Annotated in this window: 23 protein-coding genes; 19 read left to right on the top strand and 4 right to left on the bottom strand. The window is 63.8% G+C overall.

From position 1 onward, the window contains the following. Positions 1 to 355 precede the first annotated feature (355 nt). The 5 genes from VGH98_18595 to VGH98_18575 all read left to right on the top strand — a co-directional run bounded on the left by VGH98_18595 (position 356) and on the right by VGH98_18575 (position 4,366). Positions 356 to 1,777, top strand: coding sequence for a serine hydrolase (locus VGH98_18595; GenBank protein ID HEY2377990.1), 1,422 nt, complete (start codon positions 356 to 358; stop codon positions 1,775 to 1,777). A 108-nt stretch (positions 1,778 to 1,885) separates the two neighbouring features. Beyond that, positions 1,886 to 2,449, top strand: a complete 564-nt coding sequence (locus tag VGH98_18590) for a YdeI/OmpD-associated family protein (GenBank protein ID HEY2377989.1) — start codon at positions 1,886 to 1,888, stop codon at positions 2,447 to 2,449. 89 nt (positions 2,450 to 2,538) lie between these two features. Further along, complete coding sequence (locus VGH98_18585; protein HEY2377988.1) at positions 2,539 to 2,967, top strand: hypothetical protein; 429 nt, start codon at positions 2,539 to 2,541, stop codon at positions 2,965 to 2,967. A 193-nt stretch (positions 2,968 to 3,160) separates the two neighbouring features. Next, positions 3,161 to 4,120: an MBL fold metallo-hydrolase gene (locus tag VGH98_18580; GenBank protein ID HEY2377987.1), complete on the top strand. Its 960-nt coding sequence runs from the start codon at positions 3,161 to 3,163 to the stop codon at positions 4,118 to 4,120. 45 nt (positions 4,121 to 4,165) lie between these two features. Next, positions 4,166 to 4,366 (top strand): hypothetical protein, encoded by a 201-nt coding sequence (locus tag VGH98_18575; GenBank protein ID HEY2377986.1) that lies wholly within the window; start codon positions 4,166 to 4,168, stop codon positions 4,364 to 4,366. Here the strand turns inward: VGH98_18575 and VGH98_18570 are convergent. Continuing rightward, positions 4,349 to 5,614, bottom strand: coding sequence for an MFS transporter (locus VGH98_18570; protein HEY2377985.1), 1,266 nt, complete (start codon positions 5,612 to 5,614; stop codon positions 4,349 to 4,351). The two genes, VGH98_18575 and VGH98_18570, sit on opposite strands and share 18 nt — an antisense overlap. Before the next feature lie 540 nt (positions 5,615 to 6,154). Here VGH98_18570 and VGH98_18565 point away from each other — a divergent pair. From VGH98_18565 to VGH98_18540, 6 genes are all read left to right on the top strand, one after another. After that, positions 6,155 to 6,493, top strand: a complete 339-nt coding sequence (locus VGH98_18565) for a hypothetical protein (GenBank protein ID HEY2377984.1) — start codon at positions 6,155 to 6,157, stop codon at positions 6,491 to 6,493. 374 nt (positions 6,494 to 6,867) lie between these two features. Beyond that, a complete protein-coding gene (locus VGH98_18560) occupies positions 6,868 to 7,269 on the top strand; it encodes a hypothetical protein (GenBank protein ID HEY2377983.1) in 402 nt (133 codons plus the stop codon). 293 nt (positions 7,270 to 7,562) lie between these two features. Further along, the gene (locus tag VGH98_18555) at positions 7,563 to 7,739 is read left to right on the top strand and encodes a hypothetical protein (GenBank protein ID HEY2377982.1); all 177 of its coding nucleotides are present in this window, start codon (positions 7,563 to 7,565) and stop codon (positions 7,737 to 7,739) included. A 172-nt stretch (positions 7,740 to 7,911) separates the two neighbouring features. Further along, positions 7,912 to 8,112: a hypothetical protein gene (locus VGH98_18550; protein ID HEY2377981.1), complete on the top strand. Its 201-nt coding sequence runs from the start codon at positions 7,912 to 7,914 to the stop codon at positions 8,110 to 8,112. Between the two features lie 771 nt (positions 8,113 to 8,883). Continuing rightward, positions 8,884 to 9,237 carry an Hsp20/alpha crystallin family protein gene (locus VGH98_18545; GenBank protein ID HEY2377980.1) on the top strand — a complete coding sequence of 118 codons (354 nt, stop codon included), beginning with the start codon at positions 8,884 to 8,886 and terminating at the stop codon, positions 9,235 to 9,237. A 212-nt stretch (positions 9,238 to 9,449) separates the two neighbouring features. Next, entirely contained in the window at positions 9,450 to 9,728 is a 279-nt protein-coding gene (locus VGH98_18540) for a hypothetical protein (GenBank protein HEY2377979.1), read from the top strand. 70 nt (positions 9,729 to 9,798) lie between these two features. Here VGH98_18540 and soxR read toward each other — a convergent pair whose 3' ends face one another. Continuing rightward, positions 9,799 to 10,263: a redox-sensitive transcriptional activator SoxR gene (gene soxR, locus VGH98_18535; GenBank protein ID HEY2377978.1), complete on the bottom strand. Its 465-nt coding sequence runs from the start codon at positions 10,261 to 10,263 to the stop codon at positions 9,799 to 9,801. Between the two features lie 75 nt (positions 10,264 to 10,338). Between soxR and VGH98_18530 the strand changes: the two genes are divergently transcribed. Together VGH98_18530 and VGH98_18525 are read left to right on the top strand one after the other, a co-directional pair. Further along, a complete protein-coding gene (locus tag VGH98_18530) occupies positions 10,339 to 11,064 on the top strand; it encodes an SDR family oxidoreductase (protein ID HEY2377977.1) in 726 nt (241 codons plus the stop codon). Continuing rightward, positions 11,061 to 12,146, top strand: coding sequence for an S-adenosylmethionine:tRNA ribosyltransferase-isomerase (locus VGH98_18525; GenBank protein HEY2377976.1), 1,086 nt, complete (start codon positions 11,061 to 11,063; stop codon positions 12,144 to 12,146). The genes VGH98_18530 and VGH98_18525 overlap by 4 nt, the downstream gene beginning before the upstream one ends. Here the strand turns inward: VGH98_18525 and VGH98_18520 are convergent. After that, entirely contained in the window at positions 12,143 to 13,045 is a 903-nt protein-coding gene (locus VGH98_18520; protein ID HEY2377975.1) for an AraC family transcriptional regulator, read from the bottom strand. The genes VGH98_18525 and VGH98_18520 overlap by 4 nt on opposite strands. 44 nt (positions 13,046 to 13,089) lie before the next feature. Between VGH98_18520 and VGH98_18515 the strand changes: the two genes are divergently transcribed. Continuing rightward, complete coding sequence (locus tag VGH98_18515) at positions 13,090 to 14,037, top strand: tetratricopeptide repeat protein (GenBank protein ID HEY2377974.1); 948 nt, start codon at positions 13,090 to 13,092, stop codon at positions 14,035 to 14,037. Between the two features lie 126 nt (positions 14,038 to 14,163). On the opposite strand, the gene VGH98_18510 is transcribed toward VGH98_18515, so the two are convergent. Further along, on the bottom strand, positions 14,164 to 16,521 hold the full coding sequence (locus VGH98_18510; GenBank protein ID HEY2377973.1) for a CocE/NonD family hydrolase: 2,358 nt from the start codon (positions 16,519 to 16,521) through the stop codon (positions 14,164 to 14,166). Between the two features lie 293 nt (positions 16,522 to 16,814). Between VGH98_18510 and VGH98_18505 the strand changes: the two genes are divergently transcribed. The 5 genes from VGH98_18505 to VGH98_18485 all read left to right on the top strand — a co-directional run bounded on the left by VGH98_18505 (position 16,815) and on the right by VGH98_18485 (position 23,306). Further along, on the top strand, positions 16,815 to 19,859 hold the full coding sequence (locus VGH98_18505; protein HEY2377972.1) for a SusC/RagA family TonB-linked outer membrane protein: 3,045 nt from the start codon (positions 16,815 to 16,817) through the stop codon (positions 19,857 to 19,859). A 23-nt stretch (positions 19,860 to 19,882) separates the two neighbouring features. Next, positions 19,883 to 21,145, top strand: a complete 1,263-nt coding sequence (locus VGH98_18500) for a RagB/SusD family nutrient uptake outer membrane protein (GenBank protein ID HEY2377971.1) — start codon at positions 19,883 to 19,885, stop codon at positions 21,143 to 21,145. A 92-nt stretch (positions 21,146 to 21,237) separates the two neighbouring features. Further along, positions 21,238 to 21,558, top strand: a complete 321-nt coding sequence (locus tag VGH98_18495; GenBank protein ID HEY2377970.1) for a PLD nuclease N-terminal domain-containing protein — start codon at positions 21,238 to 21,240, stop codon at positions 21,556 to 21,558. A 36-nt stretch (positions 21,559 to 21,594) separates the two neighbouring features. Continuing rightward, positions 21,595 to 22,545 carry an ABC transporter ATP-binding protein gene (locus VGH98_18490; GenBank protein HEY2377969.1) on the top strand — a complete coding sequence of 317 codons (951 nt, stop codon included), beginning with the start codon at positions 21,595 to 21,597 and terminating at the stop codon, positions 22,543 to 22,545. Then, positions 22,542 to 23,306, top strand: coding sequence for an ABC transporter permease (locus VGH98_18485; GenBank protein ID HEY2377968.1), 765 nt, complete (start codon positions 22,542 to 22,544; stop codon positions 23,304 to 23,306). The genes VGH98_18490 and VGH98_18485 overlap by 4 nt, the downstream gene beginning before the upstream one ends. The last annotated feature ends 192 nt before the right edge of the window (positions 23,307 to 23,498 follow it).

The raw sequence follows: 23,498 nt of genomic DNA, 5'->3' as shown, positions 1-23,498 counted from the left end.
CGCGCGAGAAAAGGCGCGCGAGAAAAGGCGCGCGAGAAAAGGCGCGCGAGAAAAGGCGCGCGAGAAAAGGCGCGCGAGAAAAGGCGCGCGAGAAAAGGCGCGCGAGAAAAGGCGCGCGAGAAAAGGCGCTTCTTGACGCGGTCTTTCTAGCGCGCTCTTCCTCGCGCGCTGTTCCCCGCGCGCTGTTCCCCGCGCGCACTTCCCCGCGCGCTCTTCCCCGCGCGCTCTTCCCCGAGCGCTCTTCCTCGCGCGCTCTTCCTCGCGCGCTCTTCCTCCCGCACGGCTTGTCGGTGCCCGCGACGCGCCGTAGTTTGGCCCGGCCCCAACTCAGCCCCGCCCTTCCCACGGAACAACAATGACGCGTCGATACGTTCGCCAGCTCGGCATGATGGTGCTGCTCGTGCTGCCCCTATCCGCGGCGATCGCGCAGAGCGGACGATTCGATCTCGAGAAGACGAAAAAGGTGCTGACCGGCGTGATCGAGAAGACTCTCGCAGACAATGGCGTTCCGTCGATGTCGATCGCGCTGGTTCGCGGCGACTCGATCGTCTGGAAGGCGGCGTTTGGGTATACCAACATGCGCACCCGCACGCCCGCCACCACCGAGACGCTCTACAGCACCGGCTCGTCGTTCAAGTCGGTCACCGCAACCGCGATCATGCAGCTCGCCGAGCAGGGCAAGCTCCGGCTCGACGATCCGATCAACCGGTACCTGGGCGAGAGCCAGGTGCACGATCAGGCCGACAAACCGGTGACCTTCACGCACATCCTGTCCCACTGGTCCGGGCTCACGAGCGGCGCCGAGACCCAACCGATCTGGGGTCGGAAGCTGCCGGCAACTCTCGATGAGCTGACTTCCAAGCTCACCTCAGTTCGTCCGCCCGAGACAAAGTGGGAATACAACAACTTCGCCTACGGGACGGCCGGCCTTCTGGTGCAGAAGATCTCGGGAGTCGAGTACGAGAAGTACATGGTCGACAACGTGCTGAAGCCGCTCGGCGTGACGACGCCACATCCGGTCTATCCCTCGCCCGAGATGGTCGAGAGGATGGCGCTTCCGTACAAGGCTGGGGGTTCGTTTGGCAAGCCCGAGCCGGAGGTTCAGGTGCACTTCGACGTCTATCCGGCCGGCGACGTATACCTGACGGCTGAAGACATGGCCCGCTATCTCGCTGCGCAACTCAACGGCGGCGTCTTCCACGGCAAGCGGATCCTGTCGGAGGAGTCAGTGCGCGAGATGCACACGCCGCGCTTTGGTGGCGACTATGGGTTCGGCTTCTGGATGGTTCATGACAGCGCCACCGGCCACACGCTGATCCACCATGGCGGCGCCATCGGCGGCCAACGCGCGTTCCTGATCGGCGACCTCGACGCCCGCGTCGGCCTCTATTACATGACCAATTCCGACTACCTCCCCGATGCGACCCCGCCCGCGCAATCGGAGATCGTGTACGCAGCCCTCAAGCTGTTGCGCGGAGAGAGCTACGTCCCTCGGCCTCAACCGAAGGGCATCGCCGTCGATGAGAAGGTGCTCAACAGCTACGTCGGCACCTACGAGTTAGGTCGGGCAAGCCTCGTCGTGGGCCGCGTTGGCAAAGCCCTCACGCTTCAGCAGAACGGGCAGTCGGCAATAAATGAGCTTCTCGCCGAGACCCCGACGCGCTTCCTCCTGCGGGGGAGCAACTACAAGATCACCTTCGAGGGCGACAGCGGCAGCATCGATCGACTCGTCCTGGACGCTGGCAGTCAGCGCCTGACAGCGACCCGCCGCAAGTAGCTCGGAACAGCTGACGCTCCCGAGCCGGCCATATATCACACACACACACTGGGTGTGACACCCACCGCCTAACGAAGTGTTGCAATTGATTGTGGAGGGTGTGCCTGAATGGAAATGGCGTATCGAGAACGGTGGAAGGCCGAGATCGCGGCGATGCGGCGGGTGCTCGCCGGCTTTGACATGAAGGAGGAGTGTAAGTGGGGTAAGCCCACCTACACAGTCGATGGTAAGAACATCGTCATCATGCAGGGCTTCAAGGAGTACTTCGGTCTGGGTTTCTTTCAAGGCGCCCTGCTGAAGGATCCCAAGAAGGTGCTGGTGCAGCTCGGCCAGGTGCACGCCGGGCGCGTGATGAAATTCAGCAGCGCGAAGGACATCACGGCGAGGGCGGCGACCATCAAGGCCTACGTGCGCGAGGCCATCGCAGTCGAGAATGCAGGGCTGCGGATGAAGCCGAAGAAAACCTCGGATTTTCCGGTTCCCAAAGAGCTGAGTGAGCGGTTCCGAAAGGACCCGCGTTTCAAGCGCGCCTTCGAGGCGCTGACGCCGGGGCGGCAGAGGAGTTATCTGTACCACTTTGCGGCGGCCAAGCAGTCGGCGACGCGAACGGCGCGCATTGACAAGGCGATGCCCGCGATATTCGAAGGTAGAGGATTCCTCGAGAGGCGCTAATAGAGCGTGGATGGCGGGGAATCGGCTTGGCCGCTTTCTGACCCGCCGTTTACAACTGAGCAGGAGCGTTAGGCGGACAACGAGCTTTCATGGACATTCGACTTTGGGCTGTCGCGATCCCGATCGCCGTGTTGACTGCCTGCGGCGGGAAGGTACCCCCGTACCCGCCGCTCGAGGGGATTACGCGTGTCGAGGTCCGCGGACGCCTCGCACAGCGCGACACCACGGTCGCATCGATCGCGGACCCGGAACGTATCGGGCGCATTTTGGCCTTCGTGAATGCCAGATGCGCTGGATGGGAGCGGCCGTGGGCTGGCATTCCTGTGCCGATCGTCGTGGCGGACTTTTACCGTGGGAGTGAGTTCATGGGTCATGTCGGCTCGGGTGCGTCCTTCCTGGAGACGCAGCGGGAGGATGACTTCGCCAGTCGCTCGGCCTCCCCTGAGGAGGTGGCGGAGTTCAATGCGCTGCTCGGCATCGGCACCAAGGTCGTGGCTGTCCCACCCAAGCGCCCCTGATCGGCGGCCCAACGAGCGCTGGCGAACCGACCGATGAGGCGTGCGGAATGTGCGAATTCACGCTGAACGATCCGGCGCGCAACCTGATTCGCATTGGCCACGTATTGGCGCGCACGGCGGCCTAACTCCACATTGATCGCCGACACCTCGCCGCGCCCCTCCCCCCTGTCCGCCAGCCTCGCGCCGAATTCGGATGCGCTTTCCACTTTGCGCGCTCTTCACTGTCCTCGCCGTCCTCGCGCGCGGCCCCGCGTTGGACGCGCAGAATACAACGTCGCGAAACTTCCGGGTGACGCTCCTAGGCACCGGCTCGCCCGCGCTCAGCGTCACGCGCTTCGGGCCGAGCATTCTCGTGGAGGCAGGCGACCAGATGCTGGTGTTTGACGCGGGACGAGGCGCGGCGCAGCGGCTCGCGCAACTCGACGTCTCGTTGGATCGCATCGACGCGGTCTTCCTGACGCACCTCCATTCCGACCACGTCGTCGGACTGCCTGACCTGTGGCTCAGCGGATGGATCCTCACGCGCCGCTCCAGGCCGTGGGAGCTCCTCGGCCCTACGGGGACAGAGGCAATGGCCGCGCATCTCGCACAAGCCTTTGCGTTCGACATCGACATCCGAATCAAGGACGGCCGCCAAGACCCTCGTGGGGCACGCCTCGCGGCGCGCGACATTCAGCCGGGGGTGGTGTACGAGCGCGGCGGCGTGAAGGTCACCGCGTTTCTCGTCGATCACGGGTTGGTGGCGCCGGCATTCGGCTACCGCGTCGACTACGACCGCCGGACGGTCGTGCTCTCGGGCGACACTCGATTCTCGCCGGATTTGATCGCCATCGCACGCGGCGCCGATCTGCTCGTTCACGAAGTTGCGCTCGCCCCAGTCGACGTGAACCCCTCGGCGCCGTACTATCGAGCGTTCGCTCATCACACGACCCCCGAGCAAGCAGCCGAAGTGTTCACTCGCGCTCGGCCGGCACTCGCGGTGTATTCACACATCGTGGTTTTCGGGGACAGCGAGGAGAGTGCGATCATCGATCGCACGCGACGTGGCTACGCGGGGCCAGTGCTGCTCGGGCACGATCTCATGAGCGTCGCCGTCGGCGACACGCTCGCAACGCCGCGGCCACGAGCGGCCGCCGTCGCTCCACGCCCTTAGCAAGCCGTTCAGGGCTACCTAACGAGGCGCGCCCGGCACTTCGGCGTGCATCAGGAGCTGACGAGCCGAGTCACGGCATTCGACCGTCCGCACCATTTCCGCGACAGCGTGGTCCGCGGTGCCTTCGCCCCGCAGATTCTCCTTGCGCGCCTGCACGAGCTCAAGACGCTCGCCGAGTCGACGGCGTGGGTCGAATTCCTCCCGCCTGCGCCTAACGAACGCCGAAGCTCAAGAGTCTTCGGATAGAGCCGCGCTGCGCCCGGCGCTGGCGTTGGGATGCTCGATCTTCGGGAGCCAAGCGGCGAGCATGCCGATCGCCGGCAGGAACGCGCACACCCGATAGACCGTCTCGATGCTGGTGCGATCGGCGAGCCAGCCGAGCATCGCGGCGCCGAGTCCGGCCATGCCGAAGGCAAAGCCGAAAAAGAGTCCGGAGATCATCCCGACTTTACCCGGGACCAAGTCCTGGGCGAAGACAACGATCGCCGGAAACGCGGAGGCGAGAATCAGTCCGATCACGACCGTCAACGGGCCAGTCCAGAAGAGGCTTGCCGCCGGCAAGAGCAGTGTGAAGGGAAGCGCGCCGAGGATGGAGAACCAGATGACGTATCGACGGCCGAAGCGGTCGCCGATCGGCCCGCCGATCAAGGTGCCGGCGGCGACGCCCGCGAGGAACACGAAGAGGTGTATCTGCGCGCTCCCGATCGAGACGTGGAAACGATGAATGAGATAGAAGGTGTAGTAGCTCGTGAGGCTCGCGAGGTACACGTATTTAGAGAAGACTAAAGTCAGCAGCACGACAATGCCGCGCGTCGCTTGGCCGTCGTGGCTCGAGACGACGGCGATCGCGGAGGGGCGCGCGTTGCGCAGCCGTTCGAGTCCATGCCGCTTGTACCAGAGGCCGACGTTCCACAGCACGGCTCCGGAGAGCAGCGCGAGCAAGGCGATGGCGCCGAGGCCGGACCGCCCCCACCGCATGACGACGATGGCGGCGACGAGCGGCCCGAGTGCCGACCCGGCGTTGCCGCCGACTTGAAAGAGCGATTGCGCGAGGCCGAACCGCCCGCCGGCCGCCATGCGCGCCACGCGCGACGACTCGGGATGGAAGATCGACGACCCGACCCCGAGCAGACAGGAGCCGACGAGCAGCACCTCGTAGCTCTGGGCGATGGAGAGTATGGTCAACCCGGCGAGCGTGAAGAGAGTGCCGCCGGGAAGGGCAAGCGGCGTCGGACGACGATCGGCGTAGAGTCCGACGAGCGGCTGCAGGAGCGACGCCGTGATTTGATAGGCGAAGGTGACGAGGCCGATTTGGACGAACGACAGCCCGAACTGCACTTTGAGATTTGGATAGATCGCCGGGAGCAGCGACTGCATCATGTCATTGAGCAAATGACAGAAGCTGATCGCGATGAGGACGGCGAAGACGGTGTTGTCGCGCTGGCTGACGTCGGCGACGATCCGATGTTCGCCGGTGAGGGAGGCGGCTTCCATGCGCACAATGTAGTCAGTGCCGCCACGCGATTGCCTGGCGCCCAAGAGCGCGAAGTCCGGACTGCGCGACGTCCCGAAATGCGCGAAGTTCCGAAATGCGCGACGTTCCAAAATGCGCAAAGTCCCATGGTGCGCGAGTGCCGAAAGGCGCCGTTTGGGACCTCGCGCCGTTTGGGACCTCGCGCCTTATGGGACCTCGCGCCGTTCGGGACTTTGCGCCGTTCGGGACCTCGCGCCGTTCGGGACCTTGCGCCGTTCGGGACCTTGCGCCGTTCGCGACATCGGAATGGAACATCGCACGACGCTTCCTCGAGATGACAGCGCGTCTAGTGGGATGACATGCCTAACGGCGCTCCGCCGGCCTCGATCGCCGGCTGAACGCTGTCTAACTGACGTTAAACGCCACCCTGTGGAGGTCTCATTCCTTTGCCATCCTATGCCGCGCCCCGCAGACGCTCGCTGCCCGTTCTGATTGCAGCAACTCTGTGCTACATGTGGGGTGCCACCTTGCTCCTGCTGAGCATCATCGTGACGCTCCCCATGTTTTCGAGACATGGCTTCGCGATTGCCGCCGCCTTGTTCCCCTTCGTCGTGTTGATCATCGCGGTCACGTATTGCGTCACTGGGTACCTCATCGGTCAGCGGCGACGGCTCGGCGCATGGTTCGGTGTGACCGTGGCCACGCTCACTGCGCTTCTACAGTTCGTCCTCCACCTCGACATCATGTGGATCAGCTTGACTCCTGCTTGGCTGGCCGTGGACGCGCTTGTGCTGCTCCTTCTGTTGACCAACTGGCGCCACTTTGACAATGGTGCGCCACGCGTTGGCGAGGTACGACTGGCCACGTCATCGCGAGGCGGCGAGCCCGACGGATCCTGATGGCGTGCAGCTCGTGATGCGATCAACGCCCGACAGGAAATTACGGATCACGGGTGCGTGGACAGCCGCGTTCACGTTGTGCGTCTGACCCGGTAGTGTGCCGTGCGTCGCGTTAGCGGCCCGGGCATCCATCGCCGGGCCACTGTTGTAATGCTTCGATCGAAATCGTGATGACGATTAGAGATCATTAATAATCGGAGAAGTGTTCCGCCCCTTCTTTGGTTCGCAACGCAGCCCGCTCCGCAGTTAGGGCGCCGGCTGCTTTCGTTCTTGACGATCGTGCGCTACCGTACACTGTTGCGCGCAGTCGATCGGCCCCAGGTCCGCCGATTCAAAAGAAGAGAGCACCTCTCTCGGACCTCACGGAGCGATCTGTGGAAGAGGGCGAAGCACGGCCAGTTGAGGAGTTATCGTCCAAGGACAGCGAGCCCGCCGAGACGATTCGGCGAGCCATCCGGGCGGTCAATGCCTCCCAGTCGCTCGTCGCTGACAGTGCCGCCAACCGCACGATTCGACAGATGGTGCGCGCTACATTCGAAGGCAGTGCGGCGAGAACTCACGACGAGGCGGTATATGACGCGCGTGTTGCCTTACGCGCGACCGTCGACGCATTCGTTGTCCATCTTCGAACCGCGGGCGAACTACCCGAGCGCGTGCTCGTTCTGCTGAAGGATGCGCTGCACGGCGCCTTCCCGGAAGAACGCGATCCCGCTGCGGCCGACTTGGCCGCCGCCGTCGTTCGATGGGCGATTGAGGCTTACTTCCGCGTCGCCTGACGGCCCGGTGATAGCGGTTAGCGCGTCATCCTGCCGTAAGGTTTGCGCAGTACCTTAGGCCCATGACGTCGATGCGCCTGACATTTATACAGCGTGCGATCATCGAGCGCTTGCGCGAGGAAGGCTTTCCAGCGCTGGCAGACTGCGCCGGCTCGTGATGGTCGCTGGGCAGTCCGTGCCGACTGCCGGTCGCGATCCATGAGCCGAATTTGCTCGAGCAGTATGACAGAGCGAATGGCGAACCGGCGCCTCGAGCATCGAAGGGCGTTGCGTTGACGCTCCTGCAGCGTCGCGTGATTGAGCGTCTACGGAAGGCGGGTCACCCGGCGCTCGCGGACATGGCGCACCATCAATGGACGCACGGGAACCAGATTCCCATCGGCGACAGCATGGCCATTGGTGAGCCGCACGGCGAGCTCCGTGCCGATTTCGTCCGGGCGAACAAGCAGGTGAGGCGCGCCGAGTTATGACGCCGAGACTGCGAAGAAACGCATCTATCGACTGAGGCGACGCGCAGCACGGTTCGTCTCGCAAGAAATCTTCCACAAGTTCTCAACTCGCCCGCTCCGCCCTCAGGAGCGGGCTTTTCTGTTGGCGAGGTTCCTGCAAGCCGTACTGCCCCATTCTTGACGACGCCTGGCAATGACTCCCGCGACGGTTCGGCTCTTCGTCATCGACAGCGACGTGTGGACCGTTTACGAGGACCGGCGTGACGGCCCACTGCGTCTCGGCCCGGCGCTCATCTTCGAAAATGATAGAGTCGCTCGCCGCGTGCGGCACTATCCGGCGAACTGGCTCGATCTGTCGGACGTGCAACTCCGCGCACTGAGTTGGTCACGCTAGCGTAGGCGTTCGTTGCCTAACGGCCCCACGCGAGCTCGTTGAGTTCGCGCTCCGTGAGATCATACCAGGCGTCTGGGTATTTGCGGACGTGCCGCGCTCGAAGACTCGTGCTGAAGACAAGGGTCGGTACCCAGTCCGGAGGCCCTAGTTGCTCAGAGACAGTCCAGAGCTGGCAGCCGCAGGGAAGCACTCGCGTTCGGGGTTCCATGGTCGCTCCGTCGTCCGGGGGCTTCGATGCTATGCGACACAAATGGAAATAGCCAACTAATTCAGGATTCTTCGGGGAGCTTCGTGCGTTATCGTACGAATCGGAATACCAACAATTCCCCTTGAGGAGATCGGGCAGCAAAGCTGACGTGCCATTGGCAGTTCGCTCGTTAGGTTGGCGACGACCGCCTCTTGCACTGATTCAGCTGCGCGAGCGCGAAATCCCGAACGGCGCGAAGTCCCGAACGGCGCGAAGTCCCGAACGGCGCGAAGTCCCGAACGGCGCGAAGTCCCGAACGGCGCGAAGTCCCGACGGCGCAAAGTCCCAAAATGCGGTCGGCGCGCTGCGCAGCGGCGGTACACTCTGGCAGTATCTGGCCGCCCTCGCTGTCAACTTTGCCGCCGAGTCTGGCCGCCGTTTGTCAATCTGGCCGATCTCGCTGGCACCTGCTCTGCCTCTCGCGTTCGCGGCGCCAATTCGAGAAATCGGATTCGCCCTCTCGTTAGTCGTTCGGGAGTTCCGCCAACTGGCGGCTATCAATCAACCAATTGGAGGAGACAACAATGCTTACCACTCGCTCTCTGAACACGACCCTCGATCGGATGATGTCGCTCAATCGTGTGCTCGATCAAGCGATGAATGGCACGTGGAACAACGACGCAGCGAACCGTGTCTGGGTACCGGCGCTCGACGTCGTCGAGAAGCGCGATGCCTATATCGTAGTCGCCGAGCTGCCGGGCGTTAGCCAGTCGAACGTCGAATTGAGCTTTGAGCAAAACGTGCTCACGATCCGCGGTCAGAAGAATCCATCTCTGGATCCCGCGAAGGACGGCGAGCTTCGCGTCTATGCCGCGGAGCGGGTTGCCGGCACGTTCGAGCGCGCCATTCGGCTCCCGGAATTCGTCGATAGCGAATAGATCACCGCGGATCTCCGCGACGGCTTGCTCGCGGTGACGATTCCAAAGGCCACGGCCGCGCAGCCGCGCAAAATCGAGATCAAGGCGTCCGGCGAGACGCACGCGCTGAGCGCGTAAACGGAGTGACGCCCCTTACGCCAAGCTCTGGTGCGGCGTGGTCCTCCGTGCCAGAGCTTCGCGACTCGTGACGCTCAATCGCATCGAGGCCCAGCATGAGAGAACCGACCGACCGCTTCGCCGCCTCGCGCATCCGGGCCCAGGTGCTCGAGCACGCGCGCCGCATTGAAGTCGGTAATCACTACCGACTGAAATTTCCAGCGGGCGAGTATGCCGGCGTCCTCACGCTTCTCTCGGAGCTGGTTGCGCAAGGGACAGTACTCACGGACGAGGCGGACCGTCAGTACGTCGCGTTCGTGTGTCGTGCTGTCTCGTCGCTGATCGATCGCGCTGGCGTCATCGGGCCCAACTCGCTGTTTGAGTCTCAAACTTGACGCGGGGAGACGGCAACGAGGATCAGTTGAGTGCGACATCTGATACAGCTCTTCGAGCGATAGGCGAGCGTCAGCGCGGGACGCGGTCGCCGAGCCAGTAACGCGCGCCCGGCCCGAGGCGCGACGCGCGGTCGCCCGGATTCGACAGCTGGCACCGATCGAGCGACAGACAGCCGCAGCCGATGCACTGCGTCAAGCCACGCCGCAGGCGTTCGAGCTCAGCGATCCGTGCGTCGATACGCAGTGTCCATTCGCCAGAGAGGCGTTGCCAATCGCGGCCCGTCGGCGCGCGATTCTGCGGCAGCTTCGCGAGCTCGCCCGCGATCTCGTCGAGCGAGAGGCCGATGCGCTGCGCGAAGACGACGAAAGCGATGCGGCGTAGAACGTGTCGCGGAAAACGTCGTTGACCACCACCGCCGCGCTCGGACGCGATCAGGCCCTTCTCTTCATAGAAGCGCAGCGCGGATGCGGCGACGCCACTCCGGCGCGCGACTTCGCCAATCGTGAGAAGGTCGGCCATGACTGAACTGTACATGGCGCACCCCTTGACTTCAAGTTCACTTGAACTTGTAGGTTGTGCGCGGACAGTGCAACAGGCTCTGGAGGGAGTATGTACGCAACAGAACGCACGGCACTCGTTACTGGCGCATCGCGCGGCCTCGGACGCGCGCTCGCTCGCGGACTCGCCGCACGCGGATGGAACCTCATCCTCACCGCGCGCAACAACGAACTGCTCGCGGCCGTGCGGGACGAGCTGGCGCAACGCACCCACGTGGCGGCGATCGCTGGCGACGTCACCGATCCGACACATCGCGAGGCGATGGCGGTACTGGCACGAGGCCACGGGGGGCTCGACGCCCTCGTCAACAACGCGGGCGCGCTCGGGCCAAGTCCGCTGCCCGCGTTGCTCGACTATCCGCTCGACGAATTGCGCGCGGTCTTCGAGGCGAATGTGGTTGCCCCGTTAGGCATGCTGCAGGCGGTTCGCGATGTGCTCAAGCCGCACGCGTGTATAGTCTCAATCACGAGCGACGCCGCCGTGCAACCCTACCACGGCTGGGGTGGTTACGGAGCGAGCAAGGCAGCGCTCGAGCAGCTCACCGCCGTGTTCGCGGCGGAAAATCCGACGTTGAGAGTGTATCGGGTCGATCCCGGTGATCTGCGCACGGACATGCATCAGGCGGCATTTCCCGGTGAGGACATCAGCGATCGACCGCTGCCCGAGATCCGCGTTCCCGCACTGATCAGTCTCCTCGAGGGCCAGCTTCCGAGTGGGAGATACGTGGCGGCGCAGCTCGGTCCCACCGTGGCCGAGAGACAGGAGACGGCGGCATGAGCGTCGCGGCGTTAAATGACCTCATGCACTTCGAGCTTCCGGACGAGCTGCTCGCCCACGAGCCGCCGGAGGCGCGCGGCATCGAGCGCGACGAAGTGCGACTGATGGTGTCTTGGCGCGACGTGGACGAGATCCGGCACACGGAGTTCACGCAACTCCCGGAGTTACTGGAGCGCGGCGATGTCCTCGTCGTCAATACCAGCGCGACGATCAACGCGTCGCTCCCTGCGGTTCGTGACGACAGCACCATCCAGCTCCATCTGTCGACGGAACTGTCGCCGACACGTTGGGTGGTCGAGTTGAGGCGCGTCGCGCTGAAGGGAAGCGCACCTTTACTCGACGCGACCATTGGGGAGACGCTGCTGTTGCCCGCCGGCGGGAAGGCTCGGCTGATCGAGCCATGGGCTTTAACGGATCATCAACGGGGCGTGGGCAATCGTCTATGGATTGCCGCGCTCGATGTGCCTAACGGCGTGATGCAGTACGCCTGCAGGCACGGCGAGCCGATTCGTTACTCGTACGTGCCGAGGGCGTGGCCGCTCTCGTACTATCAAACTATGTTCGCGCGCGAGCCGGGGAGCGCCGAGATGCCCTCCGCCGGCCGACCGTTGACGCCGCGCGTCGTTGCGGCGCTCACGCAGCGGGGCGTGCGGATCGCGGCGGTGACGTTGCATACGGGCGTGTCGAGTCTCGAGACGGGCGAAAATCCGTATCCGGAGCGATATCGGGTGCCGTCCGAGACCGCCGATGCGCTCAATGCGGCGCGGCGGAAGGGAAGTCGCGTCGTCGCTGTCGGGACGACTGTCGTGCGTGCACTCGAGACGGTCGCGTCGGATGACGGTACTCTGCGGGCAGGCGAGGGATGGACCGAGCACGTCGTCAGTCCCGAACGTCCGCCGCGCGCGGTGGATGGAATCGTCACCGGGCTGCACGCGCCGAATGCGACCCATCTCGCCATGCTGGAGGCATTCGCAGGCCGCGAGCGTTTGGTCCGCGCGTACGAGGCAGCGCTTGCTGGCGGCTATCTGTGGCACGAGTTCGGAGACGTTCATCTGATCGCGCCAGGTCAGTCGCGCGATTAGGAAGGGTCGAGAAGAGCGCGGAGGGCGCTCGGTGTCGATCCGGTCTGCCGGCGCATCGCCCGCACGAAATGCGAGTGACTAGAGAATCCTAAATCATGCGCGATGGCCGAGAGGTTGCTCGCGGCTGATGCGTCGTCCAACCGCTCGAGCGCGAGAAGCAAGCGCAGCTCCGTTCGATACTGATGCAGTGTGCGGCCCGTGCACGCGCGAAAGACACGGCAGAGATGATACGGCGACGCCCCGATTGACCCAGCGATGTCGCGCACCGATCGGTTGGATTCGATCGTGCGCATCAACTCTGCGCGCGCGGCGCCGGTCAGATCCCGATGCCGAGCACCGGTTGACCGTTTTCTGATCGGGCCCGTCGCACCCGTACCGTACGCTTCCGCGAGCACTGCGGCGACGATGCTCATGATCGCCTCTTCTCCCTCGAGCTGAGCGAGCTCGCCGGCCATCGCACGGCGAAGGAGCATTCGCTGTCGGAGGTACAACGCCGTCGTACTGGCTGCCCATTCGAAGCGGAATGGCCGCTGGGAGTCCGCCGCGGCGACATCGAACATGTGCACGATCTCGCGGGCGAGATCATCCGATACAGCGAACCAATCGCATCGGTCGCCGTCGGGCGAGTGAGGAAAGCGCTCGTACCGCTGCGCCGCATTGTAGATGGTCGTGAGCGACGGGTCGGCGAGAAAGGGCCGCGATCCTTCGTGACGAATCCAGACCGCCGTGCGGGGAAAGACGACAATACAGCGCTCGGTGGGACCCGTGTCGCGAAAGGCCGGATAGCCGATCGGGCAGCGAAAAGTCCCGATCGCGGCGCCCGCAGTCTGAAAGACGCGTTCGTCGCGAAGGTCGTTCGTCGAACCAAATGAGCAATGGCGTGCAAGCGCGGCGCGCATAGGCCACTCGAAATTGAGAGGGCTGCCACTTCTGTGAAACTGCCATGCGCAAATTCGTACAATTTCTCGTCATTCTCGCGGTTGGTTCCTCGTCACTGGTCGCGCAAACTACCGCCGCGAGCTCGCCGTCCGCGCCGGAACTTCAGCGTGCCGGAGCGGCTTTCGCTCGTGGCGACTGGGCCGCGGCGCGCGCGGCCTACGAAGCCATTGCCATACAGCATCCGCGGCATGCGCTATCGCGCTTCCGTCTTGGCGTGGCTCAGCTCGAGCTCGGAAGCTACCAGGACGCCGAGCGCAATCTCAGGCTGGGTGAGCAACTCGGCGTCCCGACGCCGCAGGCGGCGTATCGCCTTGCTCAGCTCTTCGCTGTTCGGGGCCCGGCAGACTCCGCGGTCGCCGAGCTCGCACGCGCGGCCGAGCATGGCCTGCCGATAACGCCAAGCGCGGTGGAGGCCGACTCTCATTTCAATTCGTTAAAGACCCATCCGCGATGGAAGGCAATCCTCGACGCGTTCGACGCTGCCGTTTTTCCCTGTCGACATGATTCACGCTTTCGCGAATTCGATTTCTGGGTTGGCGACTGGGATGTGCGGCCGACGGGACAGCCGGCGACCGGTCCGGCCGCGCGCAACACCGTCACGCTCGACGACAATGATTGCGTGGTCACAGAACACTGGACGGCGCCGAGTGGGTCGACGGGGCAGAGCTTCAACATCTTCGATCGGTCCTATGGCGAGTGGCGGCAGACGTGGGTCGACAACTCCGGTGGACAGCACGACTACCGGGGTCATTTGGTCCGTCGCAACATGGTGTTCACAGGGGACACGCCGGCGCCTAATGGGAAGCTCGGTCGCATTCCGACGCGGCTCACATTCTTCAACCTCGGTCCCGACTCGGTACGGCAGTTCTCGGAGACGTCGACCGACAGCGGACGCACGTGGCAGGTTAGCTACGATCTGACGTACGTGCGCCGCCGCAATCCGGGCAAATAGGAGGGGCCAGGGTGCTTGCGTGTCTTACTCCAAGCTCAGGCAGCTCAAGTAGAAATGTTCCTAACGAGAGACGCCTTTACGAGATTCTAAGCATCGCGGAAGGCGAGTTCCACGCTCGGGCCGCCTTTAGTTTGGCGAGCTGCCTAACGGTGTTCGATCGCCGTCGATCGCCGGCTGAACGCGCGGCATCACCGGCAGCACGATGTGGCTCGCCTCGCCAACGCTGTGGTGAATCGCCATCCTCCCGACCACGGTCTCCGTCACCGTCGCCTCGTTCTTCCCCGTGTTCGAGTTCGGGAACGAATAATTGTCGAGGGCGTTCATGATCGCGACGCGAAGGCGATGGCCCTTCTTGAACGTGTTGGCGATCGAGCGCAGGCTGATGTCGTAGCGCACGACTTCGTTAGGGTCGCCGGACAACGGCTTCTCGTGCTCGAAGTTCGATCCGAACACGTGGTGCACCTTGTCATCGGCGTCGCGGAAGCGCGCCCGTACCACGCCGGTTGTTAGCCGAACCGACTGACCTGTCGTATCGACATCGGAGAGGTGGACCCACCAATCGGTGTCGCGCACATCGGTGGACGCGTAGAGCACGAGCTGGACGTCGCCCGCGATCGTCAGGTCCTGCTCGAGTGGTGGCGACGTGAACTTCACGACGTCCGCGCGGGACTCGATGTCCTTGAAATCGTATGGGAAGTTCTGCACGTCCTCGAACAGCTTCATCTGCTCGAAGCTCATCCAGTTCGGCGGCGGGTTCTTCGGATCGTACAGGTAGCGGTCCGCGGGTTCAGCGCCAGCCGGTGCGGCTGTAGTGAGTGAACCCGTTGTGGTGAATCGTTGCGCGTCGCCTTTACTATGGAAGTACCACGCCTGCGGCTTCGCCTCGGCCGGCGGCCACTGCGACGCCGTACGCCAACTGTTGGCGCCGAGGACGAAGTAGTCGACCTTCGACTTCTCGACGCCGTTGTCGACGCCTCTTAGAAAATGATCGTAGGTCTGCTGCATGAGCAGCGGAATGTCATCGCGCAGCGCGTCAGGGCCGAAGCTGAAACCGTTGAGCGCCCGATCCTCGTTGCCGCCGTGTCTCCAAGGACCAATGATGAGGTGTCGAGGCGCCGATCCGGTGCGCTGCATCAACGCCCAGTTGCTCTCGGTGCCGGAGAAGTCGTCGTCGAACCAGCCGCTGATCTGTAATGAGCCGAAGTCCCGCGGGACTTTCGCGTTGTACCAGTCCTGCCGCTTCCAGTACGCGTCGTTCATCGAGTGGTCCATCAGCGTCTTCCACTGCGGAAGGTCTTTCCCCGTGGCGAAGCGATCGAGATCGCGCAGTGGACGGTGATGCAGAATTTCCGTCCACGTGCGGTTGGGCAGGATGGGCTGGTGCAACATCCAAAAGATGTAATACGCCCCGCCCTCGCCAAACGTCCCGTTGGTGATCGCGGTGCCCATCGAGCTCTCGGCAACCAGGCATTTGAGCGCCGGGTTGCCGGCCATAGTCGTCGCCCACTCCGTGTAGCCAGAGTACGATTCGCCGGCCATGCAGATCTTTCCGTTCGACCAGGGCTGCTTAGTGATCCACGCGAGCGCCTCGGCGCCGTCCTTGGGCTCCTTGACCATCGGCTCCCAGACGCCCTCGGACTGGTGCTTGGGATCCAGGTACGAGGTACCGCGCGCTCCCTGGAACACGAGCGCATAGCCGCGTGCGGCGTAGGGCCAGGAGCCGTCGATCATCGAGCCGATCCCGTACGGCGTGCGCACGAATATGACGGGGAACGGTCCGGTGATGTCGCCCTGCGGGAGGTAGACGAGCGTGGCGAGCTTCACGCCGTCGGACATCGGAACCATCGCTTGCGGCAAGGCGCGATAGCCGTACATCGGCTGCGAAATTTTCGGATCGTTCCAGCGGCCGACGGTGGTGAACCGCTCGTACCCGCGCCGAACGAGGACGATGTCATGGGATAGGTCCATCGCGGCCACGAGCTGGTCGTCGTCGGCGAAGACCAAGTCGATCGGATGATCGACCGCGCGGCGAGCGACGAGATTGGGAGCATCGCCCGCGACCCAGTGGGTGGCCGACACCGTGCGGCCGTTCACGACCTCGCGCTGGTGCGTGTGCGGAAGGTAAATCGTGTTGGCGTCGGGCCAGCCGACGGCGAGCTGCGAGGTCCAATGGATGGCGCGCAGCGAAGGCATCCACGCAGCCACGTTCTTGATCGATTCCGAGATTGCGAACGCGGTGTCTCGCGCTGCCTCGCTTTCGTTGGCGGTGACCGCCGAACGCCACTGATTCGACGCGACGTCTTTCTTGCGGATGGTGTACGACCGCGATCCGCCGTTGTCGGCGACGGTCAGCTCGGCGAACCGAATGCCCACGGCGTAGACGTCGAAGGTCTCGGGGGGAGCGAGGCGCGACGCGGTGTGCGCTGGCGCGCCGACGAGCGCGACCAGGGCGAGACGTGCCGCTGAATTCGTTAGGCCGGGCATGCCCAGCCTCCTGTGGCGAGTGGGAAACGAAGAGTGGTAGTCCGATTTCGAGAGAGTCAGTCCTTATATCTGTGCTTTCTACTGGGTGCGCAGGGCGATCGCGGCGGTTCGCGTCGATCGTTGCACCTTTCGCGCGCGAAGATCCGAAAGGCGCGAAGTTCGGGACCTTGCGCCGTTGGCAACGGGCTTGGGGCGAAGGGGCCTTGCCGCGGGCCGGTACTGTCACGATTTTCCCGCGCCCCCCCTTTGCGCTTGTTCGCAGTCGCTGGCCGCTCCCGCCCGGAGGTCGTCGTATGCCGCGAGCATTGCTGCACCACACCTGCGCGCGTTTTGCCACCACTCTTCTGATCGCGACGCTTGCGCTCTTCGCGCCGCACGCCTCCGCGACCGCTCAACAAGATTCGGTGAGCGGCATCGTGAGGGATTCGCTCAGCAAGTTTCCCGTCAGCGATGCGGTCGTGCGTGCCCAAGGCACGGCGCTCTCGGCGCGCACGAACGTCCGCGGCCAATTCACACTCGGTGGGCTCACCGGCTCGACGGTGAACCTCATCGTCAACCGCATCGGTTATCAGCAGATCACCACGTCCGTATCCGTCGGTGCGACCAACGTCTCGATCTCGATCGGCAAGAGCGTGCTTCGCCTCAATGAGCTTGTCGTCACCGGCCAGGCGGGCGACACGCAGCGCCGAGCCCTCGGCAATGACGTCGGTGTGCTCGACATGACGGCCACTCAACAAGCCAGGCCTGCCGTCGCCGTGCAGGATGCGCTGTCGGTCGCGGTGCCCGGCGTCGAGATTCAGCGGGCGAGCGGCCAGTTGGGCACCGGCGGCGTCACGCGCATCCGCGGCGTCAGCTCGATGAGCCTCAGCGCGGAGCCGATCATCTTCATCGACGGCGTGCGCGCGGACAACTCGGCGGGCTCGAACAGCATCGCGTTCAGCGGCGGCGGCGACTCGCCGTCGCGAATCAACGACATCGATCCCAACGACATCGAGTCGATCCAGGTGCTCAAGGGTCCGTCGGCCGCGACGCTGTACGGCACCGAGGCATCCAATGGCGTGATTCAGATCATCACGAAGCGGGGCGCCGCCGGCAAGCCGCTCTGGTCAACGGAGCTTCACGCCGGTGCCAACTTCCTCGAGAATCCGGAGCAGATCTACGAGGGCATCTATTACAAGGACACCGCCGGCACCGTTCAGCACCTCAACCTGATTCAAAACGACATCGCGCGTGGCTTCGGCTCGCCGTTCACCACGGGTCATCCGACCGGCGGCATGCTGTCGCTCGAGGGCGGCAGCGACGCCGTACGGTACTTCTTCAGCGGCGGCTACAACCGCGACGAGGGCATCGTCAGTTACAACTGGCAAAACAAGCTCACGAGCAGCTCGAACATCAGCTACTTCTCCGGCGAGAAGTTGAAGGTGGATCTGAACATCGGCTTTACGCGCGCGCAGACGCGCGCGGCGTCGGCGACGCAGCCCATGACGACTTATCTCATCTGGGCCTGCCCGAGCAATTCGTGCACGGCACCCGGGCTCGGGCCTAACGATGCGGGCCGCGGATATCTGGCGGGAGTGGTGCCCGAAGAGTTCAAGTCGGTCGAGGGGCTGGACAACGTGGACCGCAGCCGCCTCGGACTCACCTTTAACCATAAGCCGATAAAGTGGCTGAACCACCGTCTCACGTTAGGCGGCGACTTCACGAACGACGCGTCTTCGTTGTATTACCCGTTGGGTAGCGCCGACTTCGGGCTTCCCCAGGGCGAGAAGCAGGTCCAGAACGACCGGTCGTCGTTCCTCACCGCCGACTACTCGGCGACGGCGACGGCCAACCTTCCGGCGAACCTCCAGTCTCAGAGCTCGTTCGGCGCCCAGTACTACTCGAAACAATTCGAACAAATCTCCGGTTTGGGCACGAACTTCCCCATCCGCGGCGTGAACACCGTGAGCGGCGGCGGAATCCGGCAAGGATTCGAGGATCCGAACTTCAACCTCGAGAACAAGACGTTTGGCACATATGTGCAAGAGCAACTCGCCTGGCGCGATCGACTCTTTCTGATCGGCGCCGTACGAGGGGACGACAACAGTGCCTTCGGCGTCAATTACAAGTTCATTGCCTATCCGAAGTTCAGTGCGAGTTGGGTGGTCAGCGACGAGCCGTTCTTCCCGACGTCGTCGGTCCTGTCAACGCTCAAGCTGCGCGGTGCGTGGGGCAAGGCGGGCGAGCAGCCTAACGCGTTCGCCGCGATCCAGACGTACGGGCCGTCCGTCGGCAACGCCGGCACGCCAACCGTGACGCCGCAGAGCATCGGGAACTCGAATCTCAAACCCGAGGTGACGCGCGAGCTCGAGACCGGATTCGACGCAAGCCTGCTGAAGAATCGCGTGTCCTTCGAGTTCACGTATTACGACAAACGCACGATGGACGGCATCCTGGCCGCGACCGCCTCGCCGTCGACCGGCTTTCCCGGCCAGCAGTACATCAACATCGGACAGTTCAGCAATCATGGAATCGAGATGGCGCTGGAGGGCTCGCCGGTCGTTCGCAACTCGTTCCGGCTCAATCTCCGCGGAACGCTCTCCACGAACGCAAATCGCATCGATGTCCTCGGGCAGTCCACGCCGATTGCCAATACCGGCGTTGGACAATTGGACGGCGCCTTCAATGCCCAGGGCTATCCGATGGGATCCTTCTTCTTCAAGAAGGTCGTGAGCGCGACGCTCACGTCGCCAGGCAACGTGACGAACATCATGTGCGAGGGCGGTGCGAATTTTTCGCGCGGCGACGGCAGTGTCGTTCCCTGCGGAAGCGCTCCACTACTGTACGCCGGCAGTCCCATCCCCACGTGGCTCAGCGCCTTCAGTGCGGATGTCTCCTGGGGACGATGGAGGCTCGCCGCGGTGGCCGAGTTCCAAGGGGGACACGATGTGGTGGACGGCAACGTCGGCGGCCAGCACGTGTTCTTCAATGATTCCAAGGCGGCAGTCGAGGGAACGGACCCGATCGTCGTCGGGAATGAGGCGCTCGGAAATTTCGGAGCGGCCGGCTTTATGAAGGCGGGCTTCGGAAAGATTCGCAATGTCTCATTGACCTACGACGTGCCCGGACGGTGGGCGAGTTTCGCCGGCGCGAGTCGCGGCTCAATCACGTTGACGGGCGAGAACCTCGCGACGATCTGGCGCGCGCAATGGCGGAAGTGGGGCGCACGCGGGCAGGATCCGGAGGTCCGCTTCAATACGCCGAATTTCTACGGCGATCCGAACCTGACGAATGGATACACGCAGGAATCCTGGCCGCAGTTCACGCGATTCCTGGCCACGTTCCGTCTCTCCTATTAACCAGCAACGGACTCGAGCCGACTATGCGAAAAATCTTCGTACCCGTCTCGGTGGTGATCCTGCTGGTGACGGGAAGCTGCTCGGACATTCTGAAAGTCGAGCTGCCCGGGCGAATTCCGACCGACTTGCTCAACGACCCGCTCACGGCGCCAACGCTGGCCGCGAGTGTCACCGCGGACTTCGAGTGTGCGTTTAGCGAATACGTATTGGCGACAACGACGCTGTCGGATCAGTTCCTCGGTGCGTCGGGCAACCTCAATGCCAAGAATTGGGGCACGAAAAAGATCTACGAGAGCGACACGGGCAACGAGACGAATCAATGTGGCCAAGCCTATGGCGCCTACTTGCCCCTGCAAACTGTTCGGTTCGAGTCGAACGATGTCCTGTCGCGTCTCAATGGGTGGACCGACGCACAGGCCAACGTCGCACTCGCGCCTCTGCGCGCCCGCGTCGCGACGTTCGGCGCATATGCCTATACGCTCCTGGGTGAAGGCTTCTGCGCGATGCGGTTCGACCTCGGCAAGCAGGTTCTCACGCCGGCGCAGGTTCTCGCCCAAGCGGACGCCAAGTTCACCGCCGCGATCGCGCTCGTGAACGCAATGTCGGCCGGAACCGACAAGACGCAGCTGCTGAATCTCGTGCACGCCGGCCGAGCGCGAGAGCGTCTCGATGCCGGTGATTTGGCTACCGCGACGTCCGAGGCGCAGCTCGTCGCTCCGAGTTTCGAGTTCTACGTCACGCGCAGTGTCGACGCGGCGACGCGGTACAACAATGCGTGGTACGAGATCGCGGAGCTCGGAAATTCGTCAGTGGATCCGGCGTATCGCAATCTCACCGTCGGCGGCGTTCCGGATCCTCGTGTTCAGGTTGCGCCGGGGCCGATTCTGAGCCTGCCAAAGAAGTCATTCGATGGCGTTACGGATTTGTATGTCCTCACCAACAAGAATGACACTCGCGCCGATCCGATGCGTCTCGCGAGTTATGTCGAGGCTCAGCTGATCATTGCCGAGGCGCAGAAGGGAAACACGGCGGTCGGAATCATCAACGCCCGCAGAACGCAGCTCCAGTTGCCCCAGTACACGGGGCCGACGGACGACGCGTCGATCATGGCGCTCGTGCTCGACGAGCGAAACCGGGAGTTCTTCATGGAGGGTGGTCAGCGCTACAACGACCTCCTGCGATTCAAGATTTCGTGGAAGATCGGCAGCGATCAGAACGGCATTCCCTACGGAACGACGACATGTATGCCACTTCCTCTCGACGAGCGGCTGGCAGCGGGAGGGTGAAGCGGAAGGGGCGCGACGTCCCAAACGGCGCGCCGTTTGGGACGTCGCGCCGTTAGGCACCTCGCATCGCGTTGCAAGAGGAGGTTTCATCCGTGCTGGACTGGATCGCCCGGCGTCTCGAGGTTTCGTCCAGTGTCGCTGCCATCTTGCTCGTGCTGACAATCGTACAGGTCGCGACGCAGGTGTACGCGCTCGTGGACCTCGCGAGACGCGACGCGGTGCGCGGTGGCAGGAAATGGGTGTGGGCGCTCGTCATCGCTTTGGGGAACCTGCCGGGAGCGATCGCTTACCTCGCCGCCGGACGACCGCCCTCGACCGTGGAGGTGCCGGCCTCGGGAGCGAAGGCCGCCGGCGAAGAAGCAGTGCGGCGAGCCGTCGATACGCTGTATGGGCCCCGCGACCGGTGGCAGTGAATCACGCGTCGGCCTAACGAGCAACACACGATCCAAGTGACCGACGCTGCCGGCAATGCGCCCGCGATCGAGCTCCGTGACCTCACCAAATCGTTCGGCTCGACGATCGCGCTGGATCATGTCAGTCTCGTCGTCCCGCCGGGCGTCGTGTTCGGCTTTCTCGGCCGCAACGGGGCCGGCAAGACCACGGCGCTGCGTATCCTTGCGGGACTCGCCCGGCCTACTGCGGGCACTGCCCAGGTACTCGGGCATGACGTCACGCGCGCGAGCGAGGCGGTGCGTCAGCGGATCGGCTTCCTCCCGGATGTCCCCGGCTTCTATCCATGGATGACCGCGCGAGAATCTCTGGAGCTCGCGGGCCGACTCTTCGGGCTCGACTCCGCGACCGTCCACGCTCGCGCGGATGCTTTGTTGGAGATGGCAGGCCTTGCCTCCGTGAATACGCGCGTCGGCGGCTTCTCGCGCGGAATGAAGCAGCGTCTTGGCCTCGCTCAAGCGCTGATCAACGGGCCGAGCGTGCTCATGCTCGACGAGCCGACGAGCGCGCTCGACCCGATCGGCCGGAAGGAAGTGCTCGAAATGGTCGCATCGTTGTGCGGTCGTACGACGGTCTTCTTCTCGAGCCACATCCTCGCGGATGTGGAGCGCGTGTGCGACGCGGTGGCGATTCTCGAACGTGGTCGCGTCGTGGCGAGCGCCGGCATCGCCGAGCTGACGTCGCGTGCGAGCGCCAAACAGCTCGTCGTGGAGCTGGAGGGCGATGGCGATGCCAACCTGGTCGCGCGCGCCCTGGCGGATAAAGCATGGCTCAAAACGCTCGACACTCGAGAGCGATCGCTGCGCATGACCGTGTCGGATCTCGGGGCCGCACAACGAGAGATTCCCGCGGCAATCGCCGCGACCGGCGTGGCGCTCCGCCGGTTCGAAATCGACGAGACGAGCCTCGAAGACGTATTCGTCGAGCTTGTGGAAGGTGGCGATCAATGACTGGCTTTGCCCCTTTCCTGCGCAAGGAGTTGACGGAGATCCGCCGGACGTGGCGGCTGTGGGTGATTCCTGGGATGCTCTTGTTCCTCGGCGTGACCAGCCCGATTATCGCCGCGATCACGCCAGCACTGGTGAAATCGATGACCGCGGCGCAGCGTGGCATGGTGGTCCAGCTTCCACCGCCGACCGCGCTCGACGCTTTCGCGCAGTTCATCAAGAACCTCGATCAGTTCATACTCATCGCCATCATCATCGCGGGAGCTGGGGTCGTTTCCGGCGAGCGCTCCTCGGGCACGGCGACTTTCGTGCTGACGAAGCCGCTCTCGCGCGGCACGTTCGTCGTGACGAAGATTCTCTCGCAATTCCTCCTCCTCGTAACGGCCACCGCGTTAGGCACGGCCGCGTGCGTCGGCGTGACATCGGTGATCTTCACGGGCGTGACGATCGCGCCAGTTTTGACGATGGTAGCACTATGGCTTCTCTACGCCGCGATTCTCGTCGTCGTGATGACACTCTTCTCGGCCGCATTCAAGTCGCGTGGTGCGGCGGCGGGTGCGGGACTCGGCTTCTACTTCTTCGCGCTGCTGCTCTCGAACTGGGCGCCGGCCGCGCGCTTCAGCTTCTTCGGGCTCGTCCCGGCGATGCGTGATGCACTGATTGGCCACGCATTGTCGTTAGGTTGGCCGGTGGCGACGGCTGTCGCCGCAATTGTGGTAGGGACAGGGAGCGCCGTGCGGATCTTCGAACGGCAGGAGTTGTAGCCACCGGTCTTACTCGAGAAGGGCGCGTCGAAGAGGGCGCGTCGAAGAGGGCGCGTCGAAGAGGGCGCGTCGAAGAGGGCGCGTCGAAGAGGGCGCGTCGAAGAGGGCGCGGCGAAGAGGGCGCGGCGAAGAGGGCGCGGCGAAGAGGGCGCGGCGAAGAGGGCGCGGCGAAGAGGGCGCGGCGAAGAGGGC

The organism is Gemmatimonadaceae bacterium, from assembly GCA_036496605.1.
Classification (GTDB): domain Bacteria; phylum Gemmatimonadota; class Gemmatimonadetes; order Gemmatimonadales; family Gemmatimonadaceae; genus AG2.
This window is presented reverse-complemented; position numbering and strand designations above follow the sequence as displayed.